Here is a 25,204-nt window from a genome sequence, read left to right on the forward strand (position 1 = left end):
CCTCTTAGAAGATATAATCGAACTGGTAATCGCCAATGAGAATGGTGTCGTTCTCCTGCACGCCCTTTGCCACCAGAGCGTCCAGAATGCCGCTCTCACCCAACTGACGCTGGAAGAACTGCAGGCTTTCGTAGTCGTCCACATTGCTGCCGGCCAGAATGTATTCCAGCCACGGGGCTTCCACGCTCCATACATGGGCTTCCATGCGCTTGATCTCAAACGCACGGTCGTTGGCCTTGGGTTCGGGCTTCTTGTACTCGGGAGCAAACACCGGCACCGGCGGGATATCCTTCAGGCGGTTATACACGAGGCCCGGCAGTTCCTTCACGCCCTGCATCGTAGCGGCAGAGATGGGCACAAAGGTCAAGCCCTTGCCTTCCACATACTTGCGGAAAGCTTCGATCTGCTCCTCGGTGGCCAGATCGCACTTGTTGCCAATGACGATCTGCGGGCGCTCAGCCAGCACAGGGCTGAACTTTGCCAGCTCCTCGTTGATCTTTTCAAAATCCTCAATGGGTTCACGGCACTCGCTGCCAGAAACATCCACCACATGCAGCAGCAGGCGGCAGCGCTCCACATGGCGCAGGAAGTCATGTCCCAGACCGATGCCCTCGCTGGCACCCTCGATCAGGCCGGGGATGTCGGCGCAGACAAAGCTTGCGCCCTCCGCCACGGATACAACGCCCAGCGTGGGCACCAGCGTGGTGAAGTGGTAGTTTGCGATCTTAGGCTTGGCTGCGCTGATGGTGGAAATGAGGGTAGACTTACCCACATTGGGGAAGCCAATCAGACCCACATCGGCGATCAGCTTCAGCTCCAGCGTCACCTGAATGTCTTCGCCGGGCATACCGGGCTTTGCAAACTTGGGGATCTGTCGGGTGGGAGTGGCAAAATGCGCATTGCCGTAGCCGCCGCGGCCACCCTTTGCAATGGTGACTGGGGTGTGGTCGGACAGGTCCGCAATGACAAGGCCGCTCTCGGCGTCCTTGATGACGGTGCCCAGCGGCACCTTGATAACAAGGTTCTCCGCGTTTTTGCCGTGGCACAGGCTTGCACCGCCCTTGCCACCCTCCGGGGCCACATACTTGCGCTTATAGCGGAAATCCATCAGGGTGGTCAGGTGATCGTCCACCACAAAGATGATATCGCCGCCGCGGCCGCCGTCGCCGCCGTCCGGGCCGCCAGCGGCCACGAATTTTTCACGGTGAAAGCTCACCGCACCGTCGCCGCCCTTGCCCGCGTGGAGCCATATCGTGGCGATGTCGATAAAGTTGGTTTGTGCTGCCATACAGCCCCTCCTTAGTTTTATATGTTCGTTTATTCCCCTTCCCTTGCCGGGAACTCCTTCCGGCATCGCTGCACGATGCCACCTCCCTCAAGGAGGGAGGCTTTAAGGCCCCCTCCCCGAGGGGACTGTCGCCACAGGCGACTGGGGGAGTTTCTGCCAGACAGTCAAAAAGAGAATTCTTCATCAAAAAGAGCCGGGCCACGAGGGTCCGGCTCTCTACGTTTTGCAGTTATCCGAAAGAAGTTACTGCTTGACGCTGCACTTCTTGCCGTCTTTACCCACGCGCTCGAAACGGACGGTACCGTCCACCAGAGCAAACAGGGTGTCATCGCTGCCCTTGCCAACGTTTTCACCCGGCATGATGTGGGTGCCACGCTGACGAACCAGGATGTTGCCGGCCAGAACGAACTGACCGTCTGCACGCTTGGTGCCCAGACGCTGTGCTGCGGAATCGCGGCCGTTCTTGGTGCTGCCTACGCCCTTTTTATGTGCCATTGTAATTTACCTCCTTAGCCGTTGATCGCAGTGATCTCAACCTTGGTGAAGGGCTGACGATGGCCCATACGGCGAGCACTGTGCTTCTTTGCGCGATAGGTGATGATGTTCAGCTTCTTGCCCTTGCCATTCTTGATGACCTTGGCAGTAACGGTAGCACCCTCAACAACGGGAGCGCCAACCTTCACAGAACCCTCCTCGCCAATAGCGAGAACCTGATCAAACTTCACTTCGGAGTCGGCCTCAACGTCCAGCTTTTCGATGTAGACGATGTCGCCCTGCTCCACGCGGTACTGCTTACCGCCGGTAACAATGATTGCGTACATTTTGTTCATTCCTTTTCGTTGTACTCGCTGGTCGTAAAGGCAGGCCCTTACACTGGGCCATTTCAGGCGCCCACACCACGCGGCTAGAATAGTATAGCAAAAAAACGATGGAAATGCAAGAGGAATTTTCCTCTTTCCGAAAGATTTTTTATTGTTTCGCCTTCCCGCTTTCCGCGATGGTGCGTTTTACTTCCGCGTTGTAGGCTTCGGTGCGCTCCACGAACAGCTTACGCGGGCTGGAGGCCAGCAGTTCAGTATCTGCATCCGTCATCAGACCGATAACAGCTTTTTCTTTGCTCAGCTTATTGACTGCAGCTTCGTTGTCCGCCGTCATTGCCAGCTTTACCATCAGGGGCTTGTCCTTGAACTTGTGGGTAAAGTAAATTTCCGCAGCCATACCGACTACCACAGCGATACCTGCCACCAGCTGGGATGCCCGCAGACCAATGGAGGGCACCAGCATCAGACTGTCGGTGCGCAGGGCTTCGATCCAGAAGCGGCCCGCGCCGTACCAGATCATATACCGCAGGGCAATGTCACCGTTGAACTTGCGCTTTTTAATGTAACGGAACAGCAGGAGAAAGCCCACAAAGCACCAGATGCTTTCGTACAGGAAGGTGGGATGCACCGGCAGATTCGGGTCAATGGTCACGCCGCTCTGGGCCGTGACTGTGCTGCCCATCAGGTAAGCGCGGGTCGTTTCGCTGAACATGCCCCACGGCAGGGTGGTGTTGCAACCAAAGGCCTCCTGATTGAAGAAGTTGCCCCAGCGGCCGCAGCCCTGTCCCAGCAGAAAGCCCATAGCGGTCAGGTCGAACATGGGCAGCACCGGCACGCCCCGCCGTTTGCAGGCCAAGCCACCGAACAGAAAGCCGCCGATGATGCCACCGTAGATGGCAAGGCCGCCATCCCGAATGGCGATCATCTCCCAGATGCTTTCGTATTTAAAGGGTGCCATGGCCACATAGTAAGCGCGGGCGCTGACAATGCCCAGCACGATGCCGATCAGGATCACGTCCACCATGCTGTCCGGGTCCACGCCGAACTCGATGCTGTGGCGGAACGCAAATACCAGCGCCAGACAGATGCCAAAGGCAATGCACACGCCATACCAGTAAATATTGAACCCGCCAATGGAAAGGGCCACGCGGTTGATCTCAAAGCTCAGGCCCAGCCCCGGGAACTGCACCAGATTTGTCATTCTGCTTCCTCCTCGTTCTCGGCCAGCGGCGCAGTGCCATCTGGCAGAATATCCATCACAGCCATGCGGTCGGTGCTGAGGATGTGCTGCAGCGCAGCGTCCGCATCCTCGGCAGTCAGCCCTGCCAGCATGGTGATCTGCTGCGCCACCGTCTGGCCGGATAGGGCAAAATCTGCCATCTGGCTGGCCGAGTCCTCCACATTTTCCAGATTTTCGATCAGCTGGCCGTACTTTTCGTTCTTGCACAGGGTAAAGATCTCCCGGTCCACGCCTTCTGCGCGGATGCGGGCGATCTCGTCCAGAAGCATCTGCTTCACGGCATCGGGTGCATCGCTCTCGCCGGTGAACAGGATGCAGCAGCAGCCGTCCACCCGCAGCACTTCCCCGCCAAAGCCGGGGTTCACAAGGCCTCCGTCGTACAGGCGGCGGTACAGCGGCGACATGCCGCCTGTGATGCAGCTCAGGATCAGATCATACAGCGCTTCAGTGCGCAGATCGTTCGGGGGCAACGGCTTCTCCTTGAAGCCCACGCCGAAGCAGGGTTTGGACACCGGCATTTTCAGGGTCTTATGGGCTGCCGCCAGCGTCATGGGTTCCGGCTTCCACAGCCGCTGCACTCTTTCGGTGCTGCGCGGTCTCATCAGGCCGTGGCGCTCACAGGCAGCCAGGATCTGCTCCATGGTAGTGTTGCCGGCAGCCGCCAGCACCATATTGCCCGGTGCATAGAAGGCTTTGCAGCTGTCGTAAAGCATCTCCGGCGTGATCTCAGCAATGCTCTCCACCGTACCCGCGATATCGCTGCGGATGGGATGCTCGTGGTACAAGCACTCGAACAGGCCGGTGATGAGCCGCCAGTCCGGGCTGTCATCGTACATTTTGATCTCCTGCCCGATGATGCCCTGCTCCTTGGCGATGGTCTGCTCGGTAAAGTACGGATGAGTCACCATGCCCAGCAGCACATCCAAGCTTTCGTCCAGCTGCTGGGTCGCAGTGAACAGGTAGCAGGTGCGGTCAAAGCTGGTAAATGCGTTGGCATTGGCACCGGTCTTGGCATACTTTGCAAAGGCATCGCCGTCCTGATCTTCAAACATCTTGTGCTCGAGGAAGTGTGCCACGCCTGCAGGCAGATGCACCTCTTTGCCGTCCAGCCGGAAATCCCGGTCAATGGAGCCAAAGCGGGTAGCAAAAATGACATGAGTGCTGGAATAACCCGGCATGGGCCGCACGATAACGGTCAGTCCGGATGGCAGGGTCTGCCACTGGTCAGCCACGGTCTTTTCCAGCAGGGTCTGGTTATTCTGCGGCATGAGCGGCCACCTCCTTTGTGAGCAGATAGCTGACCGAGAGGGTCAGTTTGCGCAGGATGGCGCGCACGTCGTCCTTGGTCACGGCCTGCAGAGCGGCGCGGGCTTCGGCGGGTGTCTGCACCTTGGCCGGGTCGCCGCCGCGCAGCACTTCAATGTAATACCATGTCTCGATGCCGCCCAAGGTATCCTCTACCCCCTGCATCCCGCTCAGCAGACCCCGACGGCAGTCCTCAAATTCATCGTCGGTGATGGGGCCATCGCACAGGTCGGCCAGTTCCTTCAAGATGGCCTGCTCTGCCCGGGCTGCGTCGGCGTGCTCCACGCCGCTGTTCACAGCCATGCTTCCGGTAAAGCTCTGGAACGAGGACGAGCAGTAGTAGCACAGGTGGTCACGTTCGCGCACATTCAGGAACAGGCGGCTGGTCACACTGCCGCCGTACAGCGCCATGGCAAGGCGCACAGCAGCCAGCTGTTCGGTGCGCATGGGTTCGCCCAGCGTGAACAGCATACAGAGCTTCGCCTGCACCATATCATAGGTTTCGGTTTTGTGCACCGGCTCCCGGCGGGGCATGGCAATGTTTTCCGCCAGCGGCAGCGGTGCGCGGTCAATTGCCGCAAGCTCTGCCAGCAGTGCATCCTTTACCGCAGCGGTCTGCTCTGCCGTGCAGCCCAGCACAAGCAGTTCAATGTTGGCGGTGCGCAGCATCTCGTAATAGGCTGCGGTAAGCTGTTCCGGTGTCAGGCCTTCCACCTCTTCCAGATAGCCCTCCTGCCGCACACCCGCCGGGCTGTCGCCAAAGAATTCCCGGTTGGCCTGATGCAGGCAGTAAAGGCGCTTATCGTTGATCTCATCTTCCAGCGCCTTTTTCAGCATCTGCTTTTCAATGCCCACGGCTTCCGGATCAAAAGTGCCGCCCACAAAATACGGGTGAAAGGCCGCACCCAGTGCAATGGATGCATATTCCCTTGTAAGGGGCTCCCCTTCCAGCGCAAACTGGTCCTTGATACCGGTAACACTAACACACAGGTTGTGGCTGCAGCCCATGGGCCGGGCATCCACTGTGAGGTCTGCACCGTAGAGCTTGGCCAGCTTTTTGGTCAGGCGGGTCATATCCGGGCAGTCGGCATAGCCGCGCTCCAGCACCAGCGGCAGCAGCGCATGTGCTGTGGCCGTTTCCCGCTTTGCCGGAAAGGCAAAGTGGACGCTGATGCGGCAGCGGTTGAATTTTTCCGCCGGGTCACAGGAAAGATGCACACCCGGCGCAATGAGAGTACGTTCCAATTTGTTCCTCCGCCCTGCTTTCACAGGGAGCTTTTATTTTTATGATGCCTTCTGCAAGGCAAGAAATTCTTCCAGACTCAAGCCGCTGGCACGGATGGCAAGGGCATTTTCAACGCCCACATACCGCCAGTGCCACGGCTCAAACACCACGCCGGTAGCAGCCTGCCTGTCCTGCGGATAGCGCAGGATAAAGCCGTATTCGGCGGCGTAGGCGGTGAGCCACTCGTAGGCGCGGGTCGTATCAAAGCCGGTATCACGGGTCGGGTAGTCCGTACTGAGGATATCCGCCGCATAGCCGGTGCCGTGATCATTGCATTCCGCAGGCGGCTGGATATCTGCCGCAAGGCTGGCGGCTTCTTCCTCGGTTTTGCCCTTTTCCAGATACTGCTGCTTCTGCGTCTCATAGGCCGCGCTGCGGGCATCTGCGTCCTGATAGCCTGCCGTCAGCACCAGTGCAACGCCGTCCTCGGCCGCAGCCGCAGCCATTTTCTGGTAGGCTGCAGCTGCTTCGGCTTCCAGTTGGATACCGCTGGCTTCATCGGCATCGGCAAGGGCCGGAGAGGGTTCCTCGGCAAAAGGCAGATTGGTGTTCACCAGCACAAAACGCTCATCGTCAGCATCAAAGCTGTAGCCGGTGCCATCGTAGCTGGCCGCATCAAAGCTCTGCGGCCCTGCAAGCATGGCGTTCACCTTTGGCAGTAGCCAGAGGATGCCTTTGGTCATAAGCGCCACAATGGCGGCGCAGACGAGAATGAGAATGGCCCAGTTGCGGACCAGACGCAGCCGCTTGCGGCGCTTCCACTGAGCGCGGGTCAGGCGGGGCTTTGCAGCATTTCTATCAGTCGGTTCCATGGTGCGTTGCAGCTCCTTTTGCAGAATTTGCAGCGCACTGCGCCGCACAGATACAGTGTATATTATACACCCCTTTGCATTTTGTGTAAACGCCGGAAGTGTAAAATAAGTATGACCGTCCTCGTCAGCGGCCTTGCCCTCTCCGTCCGCTCACACTGTTCGCGTCCACCTCTCCCAAAGTGAGAGGCCTTGGCAGAACCAGAAAGTTTTTCTCTTCGCCAGAGGCTCTCCCTTTGGGAGAGCTGTCGCGTAAGCGACTGAGAGGGCGAGGCCGTCAACAAAAAGAGCGCCGTACAGCTTCCAAAGAAACTGTACAGCGCACAAAATTCATTTTTTTACAGATCAGTCAAACAGCATATCGTGGATCGCAGAAACAGCCTTGTCGGCATCGTCGCGGTTGATGATGCAGGAGATCTTGATCTCGCTGGTGGAGATCATCTTGATGTTGATGTTGTTGTTGGACAGTGCCTCAAACATCTTGGAAGCAACGCCGCTGTGGCTCTGCATACCGGCACCCACAATGGAGACCTTGGCGCAGGTGGTGTCCACGCTCACATCGTTGAAGTGTGCACTCTCCTTCAGCACGCGCATGGCCAGATCGGCTTCGCCCTCAGAGCAGGTAAAGCTGATATCCTTCTTGCCGTCACGGCCGGTGGACTGCAGGATGATGTCCACGTTGATGTTCTTCTGGGCCAGCAGACCGAAGATCTTGAAGCTCATGCCCGGCTCATCGGGAACGTTCAGAATCGTGATAACAGCAACATCAGTGTCTTTTGCGACACCCTTGATCAGCATACCTTCCATGTCTTTTGTAACCTCCTTGACCACCGTACCGGGCACGGGATTCAGGCTGGAGAGCACCTCCAGCTCCACATTATACTTTTTGGCCAGCTCCACGCTGCGGTTGTTCAGCACCTGTGCACCCAGAGATGCCAGCTCCAGCATCTCGTCAAAGGTGATCTCATCCAGCTTGCGGGTGTTGCGCACCTTGCGCGGGTCGGCCGTGTAAACGCCTTCCACATCGGTAAAGATCTGGCAGCGGTCTGCGTGCAGGGCTGCTGCAATGGCAACAGCGCTGGTGTCGGAGCCGCCGCGGCCCAGAGTGGTGATGTCATCCATCTTGTTCAGGCCCTGGAAGCCCGCCACAACGACCACACGGTTGCGCTCCAGCTCAGAAGAGATGCGCTCTGTCTCCAAGCGGGTGATGCGCGCCTTGGTATAGGCGCGGTCGGTGCGGAAGCCAGCCTGCCAGCCGGTCAGGCTGATGGCATGGCAGCCCAGCTCATTCAGTGCCATGGCCAGCAGCGAAATGCTGATCTGCTCGCCGCTAGCCAGCAGCATATCCATTTCACGGGCCGAAGGGTTGTGGGTGATCTCCCCAGCCTTGGCGATCAGGTCATCGGTGGTATCGCCTTGAGCGGACACCACCACAACTACGTCATTGCCCGCGTTGTGGGTGTTTGCCACAATGCGTGCCACGTTGAAGATACGGTCACGGTCCTTCACCGAAGAACCGCCGAACTTCTGTACGATCAACGCCATATCTTGTCACTCTCCTCTTTTTGTCCCTTTGTCAAAAGGGGGTACACCGGGCGGAAGCGGTCAGCAGCGCCTTGCACTTTCCTTACCCATTTATCATTCCACCGTTGCGCCGGTGTTATCGGCATCCAAACGCAGCAATGTAAATGCTTCACATCCGTCCAGACCTTCCAGCAGCTCCAGACCCTTTTCCAGCTTGGAATAGAACTTTTCGGCCTCCGCCTTTTCCGCTACGGCCATCACGGTGCTGCCCGCACCGGAAACGTAAACAGCCTTTGCACCACACAGGCGTGCCATATCGAACACTTCCTTGGAGCCGGGCATCAGCGGCATACGGTAGGGCTGGTGCAGCTTATCCTCGGTGGCAATGGCCAGCAGATCATGTCTGCCCTCGCAGAAGGCGGCGGGCACCAGCGCAGCGCGCGAAAGATTATATACCGCGTCCTTGTGGGAGACCTCTTTGGGCAGGGCCGCACGAGCGGCTTCCGTCAGCAGCTTGTAGTCCGGCACGATGGCGGCAAAGCACAGCGTTTCATCCACATTGCGCTTGACCGAGTACACCTTGCCATCCTCGAACACGCTGCTGGTCAGGCCGCCCAGAAGAGCCGGGGCCACGTTATCGGGGTGGCCCTCAATGGAGGTGGCCAGCGTGAGCAGCTCCTGCGTGTTGAGCACATTGCCCAGCATCCGGTTTGCACCCAGCAGTCCCGCAATGATGCAGGCCGAGGAAGAACCAAGGCCGCGCGCCATGGGGATGGGATTCGTCTGGGTGATCTTGAGGGGCGGGATCTGCTTGCCCACCTTCTCAAACAGCCCCTTTGCCGAACGGTACACGAGGTTCGATTCACCGCGCGGGATGCGGGTACCGTCCGCAGACGAGATATCCAGCACTTCGCTCTCTTCAAAGGTGACCGTATTATACAGCGTCACCGCCAGACCCAGCGCATCAAAGCCGGAGCCGATGTTTGCACTGGTGGCCGGGACAGAAACCTTGATCTTCATAGCCGCCGCACCTTTCCTTATTCCGTTATCAGTTTTCTTCCGGCAGACGCTTAAGCACCAGCTTCACGCTGCCGCCCACGGCTTCCACCTTGCGGGCTGCTTCGGCCAGTGCCTTTTCGTCGGCTCGCTCCACAAAGTAAGCGCAGCCTTCGTAGCGTTCGTCCACCACCCTGCCATAGCCGTAGATGGCTTCCACCACCGCCGGAGCAATGCCTGCTACACGCACATAATATGCAGCAGGAGCCGGGTCGGTGAGCATTCCCTCCACCGGCTCAGCAGGCTGCCAGAACAGGCTGTCGTGCACCTTGGAGCCATGCTTCAGGGCATCCACAACGTCGGCCACCACGGCGCTGGCGGTGGGCAGCTTGCCTGCGCCCTTGCCGTAGAACACCACGTCGCCCAGCATATCGCCCTTGACCAGCACTGCATTGAACACATCGTCCACGCTGGCCAGCTGGTTTGCCTTGGGCACCAGACACGGCTCCACACCGGCAGCCACGCTGCCGTCCTTGCCGCGCTTCATCCATGCGATCAGCTTGATCACACAGCCCAGCTTTTCCGCCGCTTCCACATCTGCCGTGGTAATGGCACGGATGCCGCGGGTGGGAATGTTCTGGGGGTAGATCTGATGGCCGCACACCAACGAGGACAGAATGGCGATCTTGCGGCAGGCATCACGGCCGTCCACATCGTCGCTGGGGTCCTTCGTCTCGGCGTAGCCCAGCTCCTGCGCGATCTTCAGCGCATCGTCAAAGCCCAGATTTTCGCGCACCATCTTGGTGAGCATGAAGTTGGTGGTGCCATTCACGATGCCCTCCACCTCGGTGATGACGTTTGCCGCCAGACACTGGTGCATCGGGGTGATGATGGGCGTACCGCCGCCCACAGAAGCCTCGAACAGGAAGGCACAGCCGTGCTCTTTGGCAAGGCCCAGCAGCTCTGCGCCGTAGGTGGCCACCATCTCCTTGTTGGAGGTGCATACGCTGCGGCCGCTCTCAAGGCAGGCCTTTACATACGGATACGCAAAGCGGGTGCCGCCGATGGTCTCCACCACCACCTTGATCTCCGGGTCTTCCAGAATGGTATCGAAGTTCTTTATAAACAGGTGTGCATCCGGATGGTTTGAAAAATCCTTCGGGTCAAGGATGTACTTGACCTCCACCGGCTCACCTGCACGGCGGGAGACACCCGCAGCGTTGCGGCACAGTACCTCGTACACGCCGCTGCCCACCGTGCCAAAGCCCAGAATTGCAATTTTAGCCATTGTTGTTCTCCCTCGTTTTCTGAAGACTGCTTACAGATTGTACCCGCAGTGCACGCCTACCACCATACGCTGACGCGAAAGTTTTTCGGTCAGCTCTTCGGGAGTCATCTGCATGGTATCGGTGCGGATGGTGACTGCCACCAGTGCGGCACCGTTTTCCGGTGTGGACTGGTTGATGGTCACAATGCTTGCACCTGCGGCGCTGATGCCGGCCAGCAGGCTCTGCAGTGCACCGGTCTCGTCCCGCAGAGTAGCCATGACGGTGATCACCTCACGGCCATTCTCGGAGTCAAAAATGCAATCCTTATACTTATAAAAAGCGCTGCGCGAAAGATCGACTGCGCGGGTGGCTGCGGAAATGCTGCGTGCCTCCCCGCTGGCCAGAAGTTCCTTGGCACGCACCACCTTGAGAAAAACCTCAGGCAGCACCTGCGCATCTACCAGATAAAAGCGGCGTTCCAACTTGTTCACCTCACAAACACAAGTGTTCTTGCAGTGAATATAATAGCATCCGGCCCCCTGCAATGCAAGAGGTCGGATGCGTTTTTGTCAGATTATCCAGTTTTGCTGCGGCAAGCGCGGTATTTCCTTGCCGGATTCACTCCGCGCCGGTGCCGATAGTACGCCTTTTGTCCTTCATATGGCTACAGATCAGTCTGTATCCTGATTACCTGTATCCGCAGGAATGACAGCCTGCTCCGGTGCCGCAGTCTCCGCAGGTGCAGCCGCTGCAGGAGCTGCTGCATGGGAGTAGTTGCAGGTACCAGGCAGATCATCGGCGCGGTAGTAGCCCACGGCGGTGCTGGGGCAGGAGCCGCCTGCCAGCAGGCCGCTCTGGGTGCAGTAGCGGCGCTCTACCACACCGGCAGAGGTCGGGAATGCCTTATACGGCAGGTCTGCCTGCACCTGTTCCATCAGCGCCTTCCACGCCATAACACAGGTACGGGTCTTGGCCTGCTGCTTACCCAGCGTCTTGGTCATATCATAGGGTGCATCGTAGCCCCACCACACGGCGGTAACGTAGTACGGCGTGCCGCCCACGAACCACAGATCCTTTTCGTCGCTGGCGGTACCGGTCTTGCCAAAGGCTTCCATGCCATTGGAGTTGGGATAGCGGCCGCCGGCGGTGCCCACGCTGGAGTACAGCACGTTCTTCAGCAGGCGGTTCATCACATAAGCGGTATCCGGGGTCAGGGCCTGATAGCTGGTGGAGTTGTTCTCCAGATAGATATTGCCGTCACGGTCCAGCACGCGGGTATACAGGTGCGGGGTGGTGTACTGGCCATCGTAGAAGATCTGGAACGCAGCTGCCAGCGCCGTGGGCGTAACGCCATGGGTCTGACTGCCCATGACCATCTGCGCCAGACCCACATCGTTTACCGGGTCCAGCGTGTTCAGCTGCAGGGTGTTGTACACAAAATTGAAGATGTTGCTTGCGCCCACCAGATCACCCACACGCACCGCAATGGTGTTCAGCGAGCGGGCCAGACCGTTCCACAGCGGCACATCACTGTTGTCGCCGTAGTTGCCGCCATAGTTGCGGGGCCAGCTGCGCCATGCGTTGGGATAAGCGCGCAGCTGCTTGTCGGAAAGGCCCATCAGGCCGTTCTTGCGGCAGTAATCCTCATCGCGGATCACCATATCCTGCTTCTGATACAAGGGCGAGTTGTTGAGCATGGTGGACCAGTTCACCAGACCATACTCTACACCCAGTGCATACGCACCGATAGGCTTGATGGTAGAACCCGTCTGACGAGTGACACTGTAGGCACGGTTCAGCGAGAGGCTCTTGTTCTTTTCGCCCAGACCACCCACAATGGCGATCACATTGCCGTCATAGTCCAGCGTGACCATGGCTGCCTGAGTACGCACATTGCGGTAATAGTAAACGGTACCGTCGTCGCCGGTGCGGGTCTTGGGCGTACCGTCCTCGTTCATCACCTGTACATCGTCGTCCGAGATAGAGGTCACCTCTTCCTCATGCCAGCCGGCCGGGAAGTAGGCATCGTCCGTGTTGAGCATCAGGTTTTCCATGGCGGACTGCACCTTGGTGTTCACAGTCGACTCAACGGTAAAGCCGCCGGTGTACAGCAGCTTCTGTGCCTCGGATTCCGAAATGTTTTCCTTGTCCATGATGTCCTGCACCAGCTCGGTGAACAGTGCATCGGTAAAGTAAGAGGTAACGGAAGAATTCTTCTTAGTATCCTCTTCCTCGGCCAGTACCAGCGGCTGGGCCGCTGCGTTGCGGTAGTCCTCTTCGCTGATCACACCCTGCTGCCACATGTTGTACATGAGGAAGTTACGGCGGTTGATCAGGTTTTCGGGGTTGGTGTAGGGGTTATAGTTGGTGGGGTTTTTGGTGATGGACGCAATGGTCGCACACTCCCACAGGGTCAGCTGGCTGACATCCTTATTAAAGTATTCGTTGGCCGCAGTCTGCACGCCCTGAATGGTGCCGGTAAAGCTGATGGTGTTCAGGTACGCTTCCAGAATGGTCTCCTTGGAATAGCTGCGGCTCAGACAGAGGGCGCGGTAGATCTCGCGCAGCTTGCGCAGTGCACCTTCAATGCCGCTGGCGCTCTTGTCGTCGGTCAGGTTCTTGATCAGCTGCTGCTCCAGCGTGGATGCACCCTGCTTGGAGCTGTAGATGGGCAGCAGGTATTCGTTGACCATTGCGCCGATGGTGCGCTTGAAGTTGACGCCGGGCTCGTTGTAAAAGTCCTTATCCTCGGTGCAGATGAACGCATACTGCAGGTTCGTGGGGATCTGCTCCAGATCCGCCCACACGCGGTGGCTGTTGGAAGAGCGCAGCGTGGCATACTCCACCTGTGCACCGGTGTCCGGGTCGGTAGCCATCACCACACTGGACTGGCTCAGCTCAATGTTGTCCAGATCCAGCAGGTCGCCGTCGTTGGCGGTAGCCTGCACCACGTAATACACAGCACCCACTGCCACCAGACTGCCTGCCATGATGCCCAGACAAATCAGTGTAGCAATGGTTCGGCCAATGAAGCGCAGAATGGGATGTCTGCCCTTTTCACGGGGTTCCTTTGGTTCTTTGGGTTCCCGGCCGTGTTTGGGTTCCGGCTGGGACTCCCGGCGGCTGTTGCTCACATTTACCTTCCGCCCCGCCGGTGCCGGGGAATGCCCCTCACCGGCACGGTTGATCTTTCTCATATCGGAGATAGAAATCGCCTCCTAACATTCAGGCTGCTTTTTCAGCGCCATGCGCTGGTACTTTTCCATCAAAGCGCACAGAACTGCACGCAATACCATATTATAGCACGTGCACAGAACGCGGGCAAGAACCAATCTTCGGCCCTGATAGGTCTAATCATCTGTAGTATAACACAATCTGCCGGACAAAGTACAGCATTCCCGTGTGAAAATTGACTGCGCCCCCCTGTTTTGGGGCATACTTCAGCCGGAAAGGAGCGTGTTTCTCCATGCGCAAACTGTGCACCTGCCTGTTCTACGGGCTGTGCGTATTCACCATCGTGTTCAGCCTGTTCTGGATGGCCCTGCCCAAGCTCAGCCTTCCGGTGCCCGACCCCGGCAGCGAAGCACCGCCTTCCTCCGCAGCAGACCTTGCTGCACAGACCATGCCGGAGCTTGCTGCCCAGAGCTACCGCCTGTGCGACAAAGGCGGGCGCGTAGCCGTTTACCGCTGTGGCACCAATGGCCAGCCGGATGTGCTTGTCACCGTCACCGGCATCTACACCAATCTTCTGCCGGAGAACGATGCCGTGCGCATCAAGCGCGGTGTGACCGTGTACAGCGAACGGGAACTGGACCTGCTGCTGGAAGATCTGGGCGGTTGAGTGCAGAATGCTCAATTTTTATCTACTTTTACAAATTATTTTTATTGACATTACGATATAGAAATTATATAATGACAATAGAAGTAAAGTTTCTTAACCGCCTGCAGCGATCATAAAAGGAAGTGCGTCCTCATGTCAGAACAGATCACCCTCCATTACCAGTGCCGTCTTTGCGGCAAGCAGCTGGACCGCGGTATCCACCTCGGCCCGCCCAGCCCCGGCACCTGCAGCAAAGCCGCCAAGGTGGACGGCTTTCACGGGCCGCACCGCTGGGTCATTGTCTCTTTGCCCAAAAGTGCCTGATTTTTAACGCAAAAAAGACCTCCGGGAAAAGTGCCCCGGAGGTCTTTCTTAGTTTCAGGCTTCCATTTCTTCCAGCGGAACAAGGTAGGCCTTGCGGCACTCCTCGTATTCCAGCATGTAGTCCTTGGTGGGGTTGTGGTGCATGATGCTCTTGAGGGTGTGGGAGTCGTAGTCCTCGCCGGCATCCATGCCGATCAGGCGGGCAGCAACGTTGGAGCAGTGATCCGAGATGCGCTCTGCATTGTTCAGCACATCCAGGAACACGACACCCGTATCAATGGAGCACACGCCGTCCTTCAGGCGCAGGATGTGCTGGTCGCGCAGGCGCTCCGCCATCACATCGATCACTTCCTCCAGCGGTTCCACCTGAGCCGCCAGGCGCATATCGCTGTTTTCAAAGGCATCGTTGGTCAGGTTCAGGATGCGGTTCAGTGCATTCTCCAGCAGCTGCAGCTCCTTGGTGGCGCTTTCACTGAAGGACGCTTCCTTTTCCTGCAGTTCTTCTGCCTTTTCCATAATGTTCACCGCATAGTCGCCGATGCGCTCGAACTCGGTAACAAAATTCAGCAGTTCGGTCACAGTGTGGCTCTCATCGTCGCCCAGCTCCTGATCGGTCATCTTGATCAGATAGTTGGAGATTGCCACCTCCATGCGGTCGATCAGGTTTTCACGCACCCGGATGGCGCTGACGGCATCCTCGTCCATCTTCAGCAGCAGCGGTGCAGCCAGATTCACATTGCGGGCAGCACGGCGGGACATCTTGACCACAGCGCTCTTAGCCTGCTGCAGGGCCACAGCCGGGCTTTTGAACAGACGTTCATCCAGCACCGGCATGCTCAGCTCCTGTGCTTCCTCGGCGTTATCCGGCACAGTGAGCATTGCCAGCTTGGAAAGCACGCCGCTGCACGGCAGGAACAGCAGCATTGCGCACACACTGGAAAAGGTGTGGATGTTTGCAATGGAGCTTTTGTTCATCACATCGTTCCACATGGGGATGCCAACGGCAAACTGCACCGCATACACCAGCGCCAGCAGGATCACGCTGCCAATGATGTTGAAGTACAGATGGATCAGTGCAGCGCGCTTGCCGTCCTTGGATGAGCCGCCAATGGTGAGCAGCGGCGTAAAGGCCGTGCCGATGTGTGCGCCCAGAATAATGGGGATGGCAGAGCTGAAGGTGACCAGACCCGTGCTGGACAGTGCCTGCAGGATACCCACCGATGCCGAGGAAGACTGGATGATCACCGTGACCACCACGCCCACCAGAATGCCCAGAACGGGATTCGTCATGGTAACGAACAGATTCTGGAACACGGCGCTCTCACGCAGAGGAGCCACACCGGTGTCCATCAGGCTCATGCCGGTAAACAGGATGCCGAAGCCCAGCATGATCTGGCCGATGTTCTTCTTTTTAGCGCTGCGCAGGAACACATAAAAAATGCAGCCGATAAACGCCACCACGGGCGCAAAGGTCTTGGGCTGGATCAGTGTCAGCCAGAGACTGTCACCGGAGATATCCGCCATGCGGATCAGCTGGCCGGTAACAGTGGTACCAATGTTTGCACCCATAATGACACCTACCGACTGCGTAAGGGTCATGATGCCGGAGTTTACCAGACCGACACAAATAACGACCGTGCCGGCCGAGGACTGGATGACACCCGTGATGAGGGTGCCGAAAATAACGCCCTTGAGCGTTGAGGAGGTCAGCTTTTGCAGCACGCCCTGCATTTTGCCGCCGGCCAGCTTTTCCAGACCAGCGCCCATAATGGACATGCCGTACAGAAACAGCGCAATTCCACCCAACAGAGAGGTAATGTGTGTGATATCCATAACGATACTCCTAAAAATGATCTTCCTTTTGATCCTTGTACATCTGCCCTGCCCGCACACCGGGCCTGCTTGATCCGGCAGATGCTGCGGCCTGCCGCTCTGCTGCACAGAACGGCGCACAATGACCGCGCTTGGATTTATTATATCATTTTTTATCCTGTCACAACAAGGTTTATTTTACAAGAAAATCACTTTTTCTACACATTTTTCCGTCTCTTAATGAATTCGTGCTCTTTCTTTTTCAATTATTTTACATCAATTTTACATTTGCGCCGAAGTCCCTGTCTGTTTGCGGGCGCTTACTCTGCCAGTTCTTCCATTGCTTCCCGCACCGTATCGGCCGAAAACAGGAACACTCCGCTGCCGGTGTATACTTCCACATGGCTTCCGACATAACGCAGTTCAAAATCTTTCATCCGTGTTCCCTCCTGTATCTCGTTTTTTGCAGCTTTTCAGAACGTTTTTGTTCCATGGCTGTATTATCGCACACAGCAGGTACCATAAATCGGATTTTCAACGCATTTTACAGACAAAAAGCCGCCCGGCTTCAGATGCGGAACCGGGCGGCTGGCCACCTATTTATATCGTTCAATGCACAGCGGCATATTCCGGGATGCGCTGCTCATGGGCCTGCTGCTCTGTGCGGGCCTTCTCATAGCAGTAACGGATGATCGCCTGCCTGCGCACGATGCCAATGAAGATGCCGCGGTCATCCACAACCGGCACAAAGTTCTGGTTCATGGCCGCTTCGATCAGCTGATCCATGCTGGTGGTCACGGTGACAGCCTTGTAGTCGCGCTTGTGCGGGAAGGCCGAAATGGGGACATCCTCAGCCGCTTCCAGATCCAGACCATGGAACTTTTTCAGCCCCCAGAGAATGTCGCCCTCGGTCAGGGTGCCCACATATTTTCCCTGCCGGTTGAGCACCGGAATGGACGCGTAGCGGTTATTCTCCCACTTTTCCAGCGTCTGCCGAAGGGTGAAATCGTCGTAAACATACATCAGATCCTGCTTGGGTGAAAGGAAAAACAGAATATTCATGACAACAGCTCCTAAACATTGTTCCACGCGCCGTGCGCAAGAAATAACGCAGTTCATCCGCACAAGCGGGACCCTGCGCCGCAGTCCCTATCCTTGTTTCTATTTTAGCACTTTTTCATAGTCGGATAAAGAGTTATCACCCACCTTTTATATTTTTTTAACAGATTGTTTGCTTTCTTTCGTCATACTTTCGGTTTTGATAAAAAGCAACCAGCGTCCGTTATGCTATCACCTTCCCGGTGCGAAGCCGCCCGAACCATGCCGTCAATGCAGAAACCTGCGCAAAAAGTTGATATACCAGCATTTTGCGCTGTACAAGCGCGCCCCAAAGTTGTATAATAATGTGGGTGTTTCTCGGCGCAGTATGTGTATCTGTCCGCCGCTGCGCCCCAGACCTTGAATGTGTTTTATGAAAATAACATAAAGGAGCAGAGCGACTATGATCACTTCCCGTTTCCCTCTGGGGGATGTCAGCTTTACGTCCGGGTATTTTGCTACTCTGGTAGGTGAAGCAGCTAAACAGTGTTACGGTGTTGCCGCAATGGCACCCCGTGATATGACCGATGCCGTCAGAAGCATGGTGCACGGTTCTGATTACCCGGAAAAGGGTGTCCGTGTCACGCAGGAGGATGGTCGTCTGGTGATCGAACTGCACATTGCAGTGAGCTATGGCCTGAACATTTCTACCGCCGCACGCAGCATCTCTCACCGCGTCAAGGACGAGGTGGAGCAGGCTACCGGCCTGAAGGTTGCCCGCGTTGTGGTTTCGGTAGACGATGTGATCGCCTGATTTTTGTTGGTTCATCCGAATGCGCCGGGCTTTTCCGGCAAGTACAAGGAGTAAAAAAGAATGATTTCTGGTAAGATTTTGCGTGACGCCATTATCTCTGGCGCCAACAACATCAACAATCAGCGCTCCCGCGTGGACGAGCTGAACGTTTTCCCTGTTCCTGATGGCGACACTGGCACCAACATGGGCATGACCGTGGGTGCTTCTGTGCGCGAGCTGGAAGCATTGGACGACAGCTGCACCGTGGGTGAGGCTTCCAAGACCGCTGCTTCCGCCATGCTGCGCGGCGCACGCGGCAACTCCGGTGTTATCACCAGCCTGCTGTTCCGCGGCTTCTCCAAGGCGCTGGAAGGCAAGAAGGAAGCCACCGCTGCCGACATTGTCGAGGCTCTGAAGAAGGGTGTCGAGGGCGCTTATAAGGCCGTTATGAAGCCCACCGAGGGCACCATCCTCACGGTTGCACGCATTGCCTCTGAGGAAGCTGCTGCCTGCGGTGCCGAGGATGTGCCCGCTCTGTGGGATGTGGTGATGACCGCCGGCCAGAAGGCTCTGGAGGACACCCCCAACCTGCTGCCTGTTCTGAAGAAGGCCGGCGTTGTGGATGCCGGCGGTCAGGGCATCATGATTATCTTTGAGGGCATGGGCAAGGTGTTCCATGGCGAAGGCATCGTGGCAGGCGGCGAGGCTGCTCCCAACAAGGCAAAGCTCTCCACCGAGAACGCCGGCAAGGGCGTGTTCACCGACGACCTGATGAAGGTGGAGGACATCAAGAACGGCTACTGCACCCAGTTCCTGATCAACAAGTATGAGGGTGCAAGCGCCGCAAAGATGCGTGCCTTTGCAGAATCCAACGGCGACAGTGTGGTGTGCATCGAGGATGACGATGTGATCAACCTGCATGTGCACACCGCTGATCCCGGCAAGATCCTGAGCGAAGCCATCAAGTATGGCTACCTGACCAACTTCAAGATCGAGAACATGCACGAGCAGTTCCTGGCCCGTCAGAAGCAGGGCAAGAGCCTGGAAAAGCAGGCTTCTGCTGAGAAGGCCCCTTCTCAGTCCAGCGAGTTCGTCTACGCTGCTGTGGACCCCAGCCGTGACTATGGCTTTGTTGCCGTTGCCGCCGGTGAAGGCCTGAAGGCCGTGTTCACCGATCTGGCTGCAGACGCAGTGGTCTCCGGTGGTCAGACCATGAACCCAGCCACCGAGGATATCCTCGCTGCCATCCAGAGCGTGCCCGCAAAGACCGTGTTCGTGCTGCCCAACAACAAGAACATCATCATGGCTGCTGAGCAGGCCCAGAAGCTGGCCGACCGTCAGGTGGTCGTTCTGCCCACCCGCACCGTGCCCATGGGCATCACCGCCATGCTGAACTTTGATCCCTCTGTGAACGCCGAGACCAACACCATCAACATGATGGCTGCTGCCGACAAGGTGTCCACCGGTCTGATCACCTATGCTGCCCGCGACAGTGAGTACGACGGCAAGCGCATCAGGAAGGGCGAGATCATGGCTCTGGAGAACGGCAAGATCGTTTCCACCTCCAACGATATCACCAAAGCTACCTACCGTCTGGCACGCGGCATGTGCAAGAAGGATTCCAGCTTCGTCACCATCATCTCCGGCTGCGACGTGAGCGATGAGGATGCCGAGAAGGTCACCGAGATCGTAAAGGCAAAGTGCCCGAACCACGTTGAGGTCAGCCACATCCGCGGCGGCCAGCCCGTTTACTATTATATGATCAGCGTGGAGTAAACACTCCCCCGTTCTGCTGAATTTTTAAGCACCTGCGATTTTTGCCGCGGGTGCTTTTTTAAAGCAAAAGTGCCTGCACAGCTAAAGCCGTGCAGGCACTTTTGCTTTCAGAATCCTCAGAAGAAGCTCACCTGACTGCTCTCCGGCAGGTCGCCCAGAGCGCCCACCTGACGCAAACGGTCCAGAATGCTGCTGCCGACACCGGAAGCCTGCTGCAACTCTTCCACCGAGATATATTCTTCGCCGTGGATGGTCACCTTTTCCAGTGCATCGGCGGCAGCACCGCCAAGACCCTTCAGCGAAGAGAAAGGCAGACGTACCTTGCCGTCCTCCACCACATACTTGGAGCCGCGGCTCTTGCCCAGCTCAATGGGTAAAAACTCGTAGCCGCGCACCAGCATCTCGTTGACGAGCTGCAGGCTGACCAGCACATCTTCGTCCTTGGCGTTCTTCTCTTCCTTCAGGCGGCGCTTGACTTCTTCCATGTGGGCGCGGGCCACTGCCGCACCGCCCACAGCGGCCTCGTAGTCGATATCGTCGCCGCGTACGGTAAAGTACACGGCATAGAACTCCGGCGGACGGTAGATCTTGAACCACATCAGACGAATGGCCGACATCAGGTAGGCCACGGCATGGGCCTTGGGGAACATATACTTGATCTTGCGGCAGCTCTCGATGTACCAGTCCGGCACCTCGTGCTCCCGCATGGCTTCCTCCCAGCCATCCTTGAAGCCGCCCTTGGCCACCTTGCCCTTACGCACGGCCTCCATGATATCAAAGGCCATCTTGGGTTCCAGACCCTTGCGCAACAGGTACAGCATGATGCTGTCACGGCAGCCAATGACCTCCGCAATGGTGCAGGTGCCGCTGCGGATCAGCTCGTCCGCGTTGCCGGTCCACACGTCCGTTCCGTGGGACAGGCCCGAGATCTGGATCAGCTCGGAGAAGTTCTTGGGCCGTGCCTCCACCAGCATACCGCGCACGAAGTTGGTGCCCATTTCCGGGATGCCGAAGGTTCCGGTCTGACTGTCGATCTGCTCCGGGGTCACGCCCAGCGCTTCGGGGCTGGTCAGCAGGCTGTACACCTTGGGGTCGTTCATGGGGATGCTGTCGATGGGGATACCGGTGTACTCCTCAAAATACTTGTAGAAGGTGGGCATATCGTGGCCCAGTTCGTCCAGCTTGAGCAGGGTATCGTGCAGGTACTTGAACTCGAAGTGGGTGGTCAGCAGGCCGCCTGCCACATCGTCCGCCGGGTGCTGGATGGGGCAGAAATCGTAGATCTCGTAGGTGTCCGGCACAACGACCATGCCGCCGGGGTGCTGACCCGTGGTGCGCTTGACGCCGGTGCAGCCCAGAGTCAGGCGGTTCTCCTCCGCATGGTTCACCGTGCGGCCGCGCTCATCCAGATATTTTTTGACATAGCCGTAGGCGGTCTTGTCCTGAATACCGGACACGGTGCCCGCCTTGAACACGTTGGCTTTGCCGAACAGCTCCTCGGTATAGCGGTGCACATTGGACTGATATTCGCCGGAAAAGTTCAGGTCGATATCCGGCTCTTTATCGCCGTAGAAGCCGAGGAAGGTCTCGAAGGGAATATCGTGGCCGTCCACCAGCATCCGGGTGCCGCAGTTGGGGCAGTTTTTATCCGGCAGGTCAAAGCCGTCGTCCACGCTGCCGTCGGTGATGAACTCGCTGTGCTTGCACTTGGGGCAGCGATAGTGGGGCGGCAGGCTGTTCACCTCCGAGATGCCGGAGAAGTGGGCCACGGCCGATGAGCCGACCGAACCACGGCTGCCCACCTGATAGCCGCCCGCGTTGGAATAGGCCACCAGTTTGACCGCAATGACGTACAGCACGGCGTAGCCATGACCGCAGATGGAGTCCAACTCCTTCTGCAGCCGCTTTTCCACAATTTCGGGCAGCGGGTCACCGTAATCGCGCTTGGCGTGTTCCCACGTAGCATCGCGCAATTGCTGCTCTGCACCCTCGATGCTGGGCGGGTAGGTGCCGCGCGGGATGGCACGAACATTGTTGTCGATCATCGCCGCGATCTTGCGGGGGTTCTTCACCACTACCTCGTAGGCTTTTTCCTTGGGCAGATAGTAGAACTGCGCCAGCATATCCTGCGTGGTGCGGAAGAACAGCGGCGGCTGGTTGTCGGCATCTTTAAAGCCGTTGCCCGCCTGCAGCACAGCGCGGTACGCCGCATCCTCCGGCTCGGTAAAGTGCACATCGCCGGTGGCAATGACCGGCTTGTGCAGGTCCTCGCCCAGCTTGATGACCGTGCGGTTGAAGTTTTTGATGTCCTCTTCGCTGTCCACCTTGCCGTCCCGCACCATGTAGGCGTTGTTGCCCAGCGGCTGGATCTCAAGAATATCGTAGTAGGACGCGATCTTTTTCAGTTCTTCATAGCTGGTGCCATCCACGATGGCCCGGTACAGCTCGCCGGCTTCGCAGGCGGAAGTGAGCAGCAGGCCGTCCCGGTATTTGTTCAAAAGGCTCCGGGGCACCCGGGGCTTTTTGAAAAAGTAGTTCACATGGGCTTCGCTGACGATCTTGTACAGATTTTTCAGGCCCATCTGGTTCTTGACCAGAATGATGAGGTGGTAATACTTCTTTTTCAGCACCTCGCGGTTGCCGCCAAGGCCGGTGTTGATCTCACTGACCTTTGCTACCTGCTTTTCTTTCAGGTCGTTCAGCATGACCCCGAAGATGCGGCCCAGCGCGGCAGAATCCTCACAGGCACGGTGGGCCTCGTAGGCAGGCAGCTCCAGATGCTTGTTGATGGTGCCCTGCTTGTAGTTGTGCAGGCCGGGGTACATGGCCTGCGCCATGGTCAGGGTGTCGATATAGGTCGGCTCCAGCTTGATGCCGCTGCGCTTGGCGGCGGCGCGCAGGAAACGCATATCAAAGGCGTGGACGTTGTGGCCCACAAGGATGCGGTCTCCCGCAAATTTGAGGAAGGCTTCCAGTGCTTCCTTTTCGCCGGGAGCATCCGCCACCATTTCGTTGGTGATGCCGGTCAGCTCGGTGATCCTGGGGGTGATGGGCTTGCCGGGCTTGACAAAGGTATCAAATTCCTCCACCACTTCGCCGTTTTTCACGATGACGGCACCGATCTCGGTCATATACTCCACGCCGGGGTCAAGGCCTGTGGTCTCGGTATCAAACACGCAGAACTCCCCGTCCAGCGGCTGATCCTTCACACCGTATACACAGGGGATCATGTCGTCCACAAAGTAGGCTTCGCAGCCGTAGATCAACTTGAAGTCCGGGTCTGATTTATGGATATCGTCCGCTGCCAGCATGGCTTCCGGGTAACCCTGACACACACCGTGGTCCGTGATGGCAACGGCCGGATGCCCCATGCGGTGGGCCAGCTTGACGATGCCGCCGGGGTCACAGAAGCCGTCCATGCTGGAAAGCTTGGTGTGCAGATGCAGCTCCACACGCTTGACCGGTGCGGTATCCTCCCGCTTTTTGCGCTCCACGATGAGCACATCGTAGGGGTAGACGATATAATCGTGTTCGTACTTGTCGTAGGAGCAGTCGCCGCGCACGATGAGGGTGGTGCCTTTGCCAAGGCTCTCCCACTTGGAGCAGTCCTCACCTTCCTGCGCGCGGATCTTCAGGTTGATGGAGCCCTGATAATCGGTGATGGATACGGTATAAATTTTGCGGAAGTTTCCCTTGACCTCCGAGAAGAACACATCGCCCCAGATCGTGCACTTGCCGCCCTCGCCGCCAAGGTCTTTCAGCGGGGTGAGGTTCTTGGGGGTGAACATCCTGCCGTGGAAAATGGTGACGGGCTTATCGGTCAGGTCCAGACCATCCACCTTGATGGACGGTGCTGTGTTCTTTTTCTCAAACTTGACCACCGGTGGCGCAATCTTGCGCTCCAGCTTTTCTTCCATCTGGTGCTGCTCGGCTTCGCTTACAGCGCTTTGCAGCGTTACCTGCGGCGTTACCCCGGTGTGGGCCGCAATGCGCTCTGCCAGCAGCTTTTCAAAGTGCATCTCCTGCAAAAACTTGGTGCCATGGCATACGCCGATGGTGATCTTCTGTCCGATGATGTTGATCTTGCACCGGTCCAGAAAGCCATTGATGGGCACGCCGTCCCGCTTCATCTCTTCCATCAGATCGCGCAGGGCCGCTTCGTCCAGCATGGCATAGCCAAACAGGTTCTGGATGCGCAGCTCAAAGCCCTCATAATCCGGCTGCAGGGATGCCAGCAGCCGGGCACAGAGATTTTTGTCCAGTGGCGCACCGCTGCGCAGGGTAAAGATGACCTGCCGCTCCTGCCGCAGCATCTGCGCATGCTCCACAATGACCTGCCCGAAGCAGTCTGCAAATGCCGGGTCCACCATGAACTGCGGCCACAGGTTGGATACGAGTGGTGTCACAAATGGTACTCCTTTTTATACAGCACAAACTGCCGCACCCGTTTTTGCAGGTGTGGCAGCAAAAATGTGGTTTTATTTCTTTGCAAGTTCCTCTGTTCTGAAAATCTGGTAGCCCTCATAATGATAGCTTGCATCAATCCCCTTCATATACACCTGACGGTCATTGATCTGTTCCGTCAGTGCTTTATGCAGCAGCACCTTGATTTCCAGATCTTTCACCGGGCTGCGCTCCATGGCCATCAGATAGTCGCTTTTATCCACGCGGCTCCAATCCACCACCTGATGCAGTTCTTTTTTCAGGATGCTGTCCAGCCAGATACGGGTACTGCGGCCATTGCCTTCCCGGAAAGGGTGCGCCACATTCATCTCCACATATTTTTCAATAATTTCATCAAACGTGGACTGCGGCATCTGGTCAATGCTTTCCAGTGCCGGGTGCAGATACATGACCGGTGCAAAGCGGAAATTTCCCTTTGCGATGTTTACGATGCGCATCTGACCGGCAAATTCATAGATATCTTCAAACAGATATTTATGGATCATTGCAAGGCCTGCAAATGTTCCCACCGGAAAAGTATTCAGCAAACCCGTATCATACAGCTCCAGCGCCTTTTGTTTGCTGATCCTTTCCTCTTCACGGGCAAGCTCCAGTTCATCTGTCAGGCCCAGTTTGTTTTGCAGTGCCATAGCATTCTCCCA

20 protein-coding genes are annotated in these 25,204 nt (G+C 57.3%); 4 read left to right on the forward strand and 16 right to left on the reverse strand.

Features of this window, described 5'->3' with window-relative positions; genetic code table 11:
• Positions 1-4: 4 nt before the first annotated feature.
• The 12 genes from obgE to MTP41_RS01510 form a co-directional block, all read right to left on the reverse strand.
• Positions 5-1,288: a GTPase ObgE gene (gene obgE / locus MTP41_RS01455; RefSeq protein ID WP_097777632.1), complete on the reverse strand. Its 1,284-nt coding sequence runs from the start codon at positions 1,286-1,288 to the stop codon at positions 5-7.
• A 243-nt stretch (positions 1,289-1,531) separates the two neighbouring features.
• Positions 1,532-1,783, reverse strand: a complete 252-nt coding sequence (gene rpmA, locus MTP41_RS01460; protein ID WP_005945908.1) for a 50S ribosomal protein L27 — start codon at positions 1,781-1,783, stop codon at positions 1,532-1,534.
• A gap of 14 nt (positions 1,784-1,797) precedes the next feature.
• The gene (gene rplU, locus MTP41_RS01465; RefSeq protein ID WP_044954216.1) at positions 1,798-2,109 is read right to left on the reverse strand and encodes a 50S ribosomal protein L21; all 312 of its coding nucleotides are present in this window, start codon (positions 2,107-2,109) and stop codon (positions 1,798-1,800) included.
• 148 nt (positions 2,110-2,257) lie between these two features.
• Positions 2,258-3,310: a prolipoprotein diacylglyceryl transferase gene (gene lgt / locus MTP41_RS01470; protein WP_249236030.1), complete on the reverse strand. Its 1,053-nt coding sequence runs from the start codon at positions 3,308-3,310 to the stop codon at positions 2,258-2,260.
• Positions 3,307-4,617, reverse strand: a complete 1,311-nt coding sequence (gene yfmH / locus MTP41_RS01475) for an EF-P 5-aminopentanol modification-associated protein YfmH (RefSeq protein ID WP_097777630.1) — start codon at positions 4,615-4,617, stop codon at positions 3,307-3,309. The genes lgt and yfmH overlap by 4 nt, the downstream gene beginning before the upstream one ends.
• Positions 4,604-5,899, reverse strand: coding sequence for a M16 family metallopeptidase (locus MTP41_RS01480; protein WP_249236031.1), 1,296 nt, complete (start codon positions 5,897-5,899; stop codon positions 4,604-4,606). Before MTP41_RS01480 ends, yfmH begins: the two co-directional genes overlap by 14 nt.
• Before the next feature lie 39 nt (positions 5,900-5,938).
• Entirely contained in the window at positions 5,939-6,751 is an 813-nt protein-coding gene (locus tag MTP41_RS01485; RefSeq protein ID WP_249236032.1) for a M15 family metallopeptidase, read from the reverse strand.
• A 342-nt stretch (positions 6,752-7,093) separates the two neighbouring features.
• Positions 7,094-8,293: an aspartate kinase gene (locus tag MTP41_RS01490; RefSeq protein ID WP_005945897.1), complete on the reverse strand. Its 1,200-nt coding sequence runs from the start codon at positions 8,291-8,293 to the stop codon at positions 7,094-7,096.
• 93 nt (positions 8,294-8,386) lie between these two features.
• Positions 8,387-9,292, reverse strand: a complete 906-nt coding sequence (gene thrB, locus MTP41_RS01495) for a homoserine kinase (RefSeq protein WP_249236033.1) — start codon at positions 9,290-9,292, stop codon at positions 8,387-8,389.
• A gap of 28 nt (positions 9,293-9,320) precedes the next feature.
• A complete protein-coding gene (locus tag MTP41_RS01500; protein ID WP_005945893.1) occupies positions 9,321-10,556 on the reverse strand; it encodes a homoserine dehydrogenase in 1,236 nt (411 codons plus the stop codon).
• A gap of 30 nt (positions 10,557-10,586) precedes the next feature.
• Positions 10,587-11,027: an ACT domain-containing protein gene (locus tag MTP41_RS01505; RefSeq protein WP_005945891.1), complete on the reverse strand. Its 441-nt coding sequence runs from the start codon at positions 11,025-11,027 to the stop codon at positions 10,587-10,589.
• Positions 11,028-11,207: 180 nt separating this feature from the next.
• Positions 11,208-13,733: a transglycosylase domain-containing protein gene (locus tag MTP41_RS01510; RefSeq protein WP_207698983.1), complete on the reverse strand. Its 2,526-nt coding sequence runs from the start codon at positions 13,731-13,733 to the stop codon at positions 11,208-11,210.
• Between the two features lie 269 nt (positions 13,734-14,002).
• On the opposite strand from MTP41_RS01510, the gene MTP41_RS01515 reads away from it, so the two are divergent.
• Both MTP41_RS01515 and MTP41_RS01520 read left to right on the forward strand, forming a co-directional pair.
• Complete coding sequence (locus MTP41_RS01515; RefSeq protein WP_249236034.1) at positions 14,003-14,377, forward strand: hypothetical protein; 375 nt, start codon at positions 14,003-14,005, stop codon at positions 14,375-14,377.
• A 132-nt stretch (positions 14,378-14,509) separates the two neighbouring features.
• Positions 14,510-14,680 (forward strand): hypothetical protein, encoded by a 171-nt coding sequence (locus tag MTP41_RS01520; protein ID WP_154255643.1) that lies wholly within the window; start codon positions 14,510-14,512, stop codon positions 14,678-14,680.
• A 54-nt stretch (positions 14,681-14,734) separates the two neighbouring features.
• Here MTP41_RS01520 and MTP41_RS01525 read toward each other — a convergent pair whose 3' ends face one another.
• Positions 14,735-16,513, reverse strand: coding sequence for a Na/Pi cotransporter family protein (locus MTP41_RS01525; protein WP_249236035.1), 1,779 nt, complete (start codon positions 16,511-16,513; stop codon positions 14,735-14,737).
• A gap of 588 nt (positions 16,514-17,101) precedes the next feature.
• Positions 17,102-17,554 carry a CBS domain-containing protein gene (locus MTP41_RS01530; protein ID WP_097775366.1) on the reverse strand — a complete coding sequence of 151 codons (453 nt, stop codon included), beginning with the start codon at positions 17,552-17,554 and terminating at the stop codon, positions 17,102-17,104.
• 439 nt (positions 17,555-17,993) lie between these two features.
• Here MTP41_RS01530 and MTP41_RS01535 point away from each other — a divergent pair, with 439 nt between their 5' ends.
• Both MTP41_RS01535 and MTP41_RS01540 read left to right on the forward strand, forming a co-directional pair.
• Entirely contained in the window at positions 17,994-18,344 is a 351-nt protein-coding gene (locus MTP41_RS01535) for an Asp23/Gls24 family envelope stress response protein (RefSeq protein WP_005945874.1), read from the forward strand.
• 60 nt (positions 18,345-18,404) lie between these two features.
• Entirely contained in the window at positions 18,405-20,099 is a 1,695-nt protein-coding gene (locus MTP41_RS01540) for a DAK2 domain-containing protein (protein WP_207698984.1), read from the forward strand.
• A gap of 116 nt (positions 20,100-20,215) precedes the next feature.
• Here the strand turns inward: MTP41_RS01540 and MTP41_RS01545 are convergent, their stop codons facing one another.
• Together MTP41_RS01545 and fic are read right to left on the reverse strand one after the other, a co-directional pair.
• On the reverse strand, positions 20,216-24,469 hold the full coding sequence (locus MTP41_RS01545) for a PolC-type DNA polymerase III (RefSeq protein WP_442900359.1): 4,254 nt from the start codon (positions 24,467-24,469) through the stop codon (positions 20,216-20,218).
• Between the two features lie 108 nt (positions 24,470-24,577).
• The gene (gene fic, locus MTP41_RS01550) at positions 24,578-25,192 is read right to left on the reverse strand and encodes a protein adenylyltransferase Fic (RefSeq protein WP_097777620.1); all 615 of its coding nucleotides are present in this window, start codon (positions 25,190-25,192) and stop codon (positions 24,578-24,580) included.
• Between the last annotated feature and the right edge of the window lie 12 nt (positions 25,193-25,204).

Source organism: Faecalibacterium sp. I4-3-84 (assembly GCF_023347255.1).
Taxonomy (GTDB): Bacteria; Bacillota; Clostridia; order Oscillospirales; family Ruminococcaceae; genus Faecalibacterium; species Faecalibacterium taiwanense.

Bases quoted from the DNA above. Each gene is read 5' to 3' on its own strand.
- obgE (WP_097777632.1), bottom strand. From the start codon at position 1,288: ATGGCAGCACAAACCAACTTTATCGACATCGCCACGATATGGCTCCAC.
- rpmA (WP_005945908.1), bottom strand. From the start codon at position 1,783: ATGGCACATAAAAAGGGCGTAGGCAGCACCAAGAACGGCCGCGATTCC.
- rplU (WP_044954216.1), bottom strand. From the start codon at position 2,109: ATGTACGCAATCATTGTTACCGGCGGTAAGCAGTACCGCGTGGAGCAG.
- lgt (WP_249236030.1), bottom strand. From the start codon at position 3,310: ATGACAAATCTGGTGCAGTTCCCGGGGCTGGGCCTGAGCTTTGAGATC.
- yfmH (WP_097777630.1), bottom strand. From the start codon at position 4,617: ATGCCGCAGAATAACCAGACCCTGCTGGAAAAGACCGTGGCTGACCAG.
- MTP41_RS01485 (WP_249236032.1), bottom strand. From the start codon at position 6,751: ATGGAACCGACTGATAGAAATGCTGCAAAGCCCCGCCTGACCCGCGCT.
- MTP41_RS01490 (WP_005945897.1), bottom strand. From the start codon at position 8,293: ATGGCGTTGATCGTACAGAAGTTCGGCGGTTCTTCGGTGAAGGACCGT.
- thrB (WP_249236033.1), bottom strand. From the start codon at position 9,292: ATGAAGATCAAGGTTTCTGTCCCGGCCACCAGTGCAAACATCGGCTCC.
- MTP41_RS01500 (WP_005945893.1), bottom strand. From the start codon at position 10,556: ATGGCTAAAATTGCAATTCTGGGCTTTGGCACGGTGGGCAGCGGCGTG.
- MTP41_RS01510 (WP_207698983.1), bottom strand. From the start codon at position 13,733: ATGAGAAAGATCAACCGTGCCGGTGAGGGGCATTCCCCGGCACCGGCG.
- MTP41_RS01515 (WP_249236034.1), top strand. From the start codon at position 14,003: ATGCGCAAACTGTGCACCTGCCTGTTCTACGGGCTGTGCGTATTCACC.
- MTP41_RS01520 (WP_154255643.1), top strand. From the start codon at position 14,510: ATGTCAGAACAGATCACCCTCCATTACCAGTGCCGTCTTTGCGGCAAG.
- MTP41_RS01525 (WP_249236035.1), bottom strand. From the start codon at position 16,513: ATGGATATCACACACATTACCTCTCTGTTGGGTGGAATTGCGCTGTTT.
- MTP41_RS01530 (WP_097775366.1), bottom strand. From the start codon at position 17,554: ATGAATATTCTGTTTTTCCTTTCACCCAAGCAGGATCTGATGTATGTT.
- MTP41_RS01535 (WP_005945874.1), top strand. From the start codon at position 17,994: ATGATCACTTCCCGTTTCCCTCTGGGGGATGTCAGCTTTACGTCCGGG.
- MTP41_RS01540 (WP_207698984.1), top strand. From the start codon at position 18,405: ATGATTTCTGGTAAGATTTTGCGTGACGCCATTATCTCTGGCGCCAAC.
- MTP41_RS01545 (WP_442900359.1), bottom strand. From the start codon at position 24,469: ATGGTGGACCCGGCATTTGCAGACTGCTTCGGGCAGGTCATTGTGGAG.
- fic (WP_097777620.1), bottom strand. From the start codon at position 25,192: ATGGCACTGCAAAACAAACTGGGCCTGACAGATGAACTGGAGCTTGCC.